The organism is Mycobacterium sp. (assembly GCF_032162105.1).
Classification (GTDB): domain Bacteria; phylum Actinomycetota; class Actinomycetes; order Mycobacteriales; family Mycobacteriaceae; genus Mycobacterium.
In genome coordinates, this window is record NZ_JAVRPS010000346.1 from 1 (window position 1) to 3,180 (window position 3,180).

Genomic DNA, 3,180 nt, shown 5'->3' on the forward strand with positions numbered 1-3,180 from the left:
GGTTGTGAGGCGTCACGCTTCATCGACAGCAGCAGGTCGGCTGCCTGGTTCATTCCCAGACCCATCTGCTTGGTCTGATCGACGAGTGCCCGGACACCCTGGTCCAGCCGCTGGCTGCCGTCGGCCAATGCGTCGGCGCCTTCCTGCATTTGGGCAATCCTCTGCGGCACACCGGCGGGACTATTGATGCCCGCTGCCCGCAGACTGCCGCCTGTCGTTGCCAACAGGGCACTCAGACGCTGCACTGTCGACTGCACGTTCTGCGCCGCCGCTCTCTGCGCGGCGTCCAACGTACCGTTGTTTCGCGCCTGGACAAGCTGTTCGAGGTGGGAGCGGCCGGCGCTGCACGCCGGGTCGGCGCTGCACTGCGGACTGTTGTTCAAAGCGTCGATCATCGGGCCCGCCGAGTCGACGACACTGGTGTCGAGCGTCAGAACGGACCCGTTGGTGTTCGCGAGTCCGCGGATGGTGTCCAGCAGTTGGGCCGCCGTCGCGAGCTGCTGCTGCCCCTGGTTCAGCGTTGTGGTGAGCTCGGTCATGGACCCGCTGGCGCTCCGGATTTGGTCGCGAACCTTGGCCAGGCTTGCTGCGAGTTGGTCGGCGCCACCGGTCAGAGCGTTGAGGTCGCTGGTTCGGTCGGTGATCCGTGTCGAGACGTTGGCGAGGTTGGTACCGACCTCTCCGGCTTGAAAGCTGAGCTTGGTCTGATCGAGCGGCTGGCCGGTAGGTCGCGTGATGCCACGCACCGCGGCGATGTTGGGTAGCTGAGCCACGCGTTGCGCCATCTGTTCCAGGTCGGCCAGGGACCGCGATGTCCGCAGGTCGCGGGGCGAGTGCACGTAGATGTATTGCGGCAGCAGCGTACTCGTCGAAAAGTGGCTCTCCATCGCCGAAAACCCGACGTTGCTCGGCGCTGATTGCGGCAATTGCAAACGGTCGTTGAAGGTGGGGTTCAGGAAGGCCGCGCAGCCGGCCAGCGCGATCAACACCGACAAACTGATCACCAGATGTGCTTTGGGTCGGCGAACGATTTGGACGGCTGATCGCCGCCACAGCCGGCCGGTGAGCCCCCGTCGCGGCGTCACCCATCCGCGTCGACCCGCGAGCACCAGGATGGCGGGCAACAGGGTTACGGCGGCAAGAAACGCGATCCCAATCGAAACCGCAAGCGCCGGGCCCACAGTCGTGAACGCGGGTAGACGGGTAAAGACCATGCCAAGGAAGGTGACGACGACGGTGGCCGCCGACGCCGCGATGACCTTGCCGATGGAGCTCAGTGCCTGCCGCACAGCCAGGTCGGAGTCCGCCCCCGACCGGATGTACTCGTGGTATCGGCTGATCAAGAAGACGGCGTAGTCCGTGCCGGCGCCGACGATCATCGCCGTCATCAACGCGAGCGTCATGGCGGACACCTCAAGTCCGACCTGAGCCAGCGCAGACACCACGCCCTGGGCCGACATGACCGAGATTCCGATGGTGATCAAAGGCAGCAGCACGGTCACGGGTCGTCGGTAGATCACCAGCAGGATGGTCAGCACCAACAATGCGGTGGCAATCTCGATCAGGTGCATGTCGCGGGCGCTGACGATCGACAGGTCGCCGACCATGGCAGCCTGTCCGGTCACGTCCGCGGTCAGCGGGGAGCCTGCGGTCGAGCGTTTGGCGATTTCTGCGATCCGTTGGTAGGCCTGCGAGGACTCAGGGTCGCCGGCAGGCGCCTTGAGATTCACCGCCATGTAGAACGCTTTGTTGTCGGCGCTGACCATCATTGGACGCAGTGCGGGCGTGGTGAGGGCGTCCTGGACGCCGGTCACATCGTTGGTGTCGCCGCGTAACGTGGCGGCCAGTTTGCGGTAGGCATCGTCATCTGCAGGCTGCACCCCCCGGTCGTCGGTGAGTACGACAATGAGGACGTTCTGGGCGGATTCGCCGAAGTCCTTGGCCATCTGCTCGGCGGCCGCCATGTCCTTGGGCGGAAGCACCTGCACGGTCTGGCTTTCCACCACCTTGGTCAACGGGGGGAAGGCCACGGCCAGCACGCCGACCACTACGATCCAGGCTGCGATCATCAGCCACGGTGCGCGCACCACGAAGCGACCCAGCACGGAGAACACATCGATACTGGTCGAGGTCCGGGAGGCGCCGGACTGCTTAGCCACGGTGAACCCTTCTTTCGTGTGGTCACGCGGGGGCGGGAGCGCGGTCACCCGCTCGTCGTGGACGGGACGCTTACTGCGCGCGGCGCACTGGTGTAGGGCGTCGCCAGCCCGTCGTGCCGGTGAGCGAGAACTCGTTCAGGGTGTTCGAAAGGTCTTGTCGCAAGCCGTCATTCGAGCTGCCTGGCTGGTACGCAAGGACTGAGATGAAGACCTGTCCGTGGGCTCGCCCCGAGAGCAACGCCAACACTCCGCCAGCGCGGTGCATCGTTGCTTTGGTCATGCCCGGGTAGAGCGACTTCATGGCGAAGTAGTCGGCATCGGTGCTGTCTGGCCGGTTTGTGGCCGGGTTGACCGAACCGAGGTTGGATGAGACGACGCTGGTTGCGCTGCCCGCGGCCACGCTGACCTTTCGCCGGAAGAGCCGCTTGGGCAACAGGGGAATGAGGGGCAGCAATGCCCACCGTTCGTCGGGCACCTCCCGGTGGCGGATCAGCGCTTGCTTGATTGCGGCCCGCATCTCGCGCAGGTCCGTCGTCGCAGGTGCAGGGTCGACCGTGACGTCGACATTCGTGACGGCGTTGGCGCGGGTGTCGTCGGCGGTGCGGTCGTTGACGGGCATCGCCAAGGTGACCGACCCGTCTGCGGCGACCCGCCCCACTCGCTGGGCCAGGCGGGCCGCCAATCCCGCAAGCAGTGCGTTGCTGGTTCCCCCGAGCACGTGTGCGCGAGCGTCCCACTCGTCGGCGTCGACAAAGATCGTTGCCATCGGGATAGTGATGACTTCGTCCGCTCCCGCAAGCGGCGCCGCTGGCGCGGTCGGTAGCGGGGTAGCTGATCCGGAACGGCCGCGGTTACGCCCGGCGAATCGTGCTGCGGCGACGACGGCGCGGCCGATACCGGAGGTGTCGCGCGCGAATTGGCGGGTGTCCTCACGCAGCGCCCGCCACCGCCGGCGTGACCCGGCAGCAGGCCAGCTGATCGCGTTGTCGTAGCCGCACGCCGCTTCCGCCACCGCCAAGCA

The 3,180-nt window shown here is 66.1% G+C and carries 2 protein-coding genes; both read right to left on the reverse strand.

The window, feature by feature from the left end; all coding sequences use genetic code 11:
* A partial coding sequence (locus QOC69_RS17675) for an MMPL family transporter (RefSeq protein ID WP_526441865.1) occupies positions 1–2,159 on the reverse strand: 2,159 nt, incomplete at its 3' end.
* A 70-nt stretch (positions 2,160–2,229) separates the two neighbouring features.
* On the reverse strand, positions 2,230–3,180 hold a 951-nt coding region (locus QOC69_RS17680), incomplete at its 5' end, for a hypothetical protein (protein WP_526441867.1).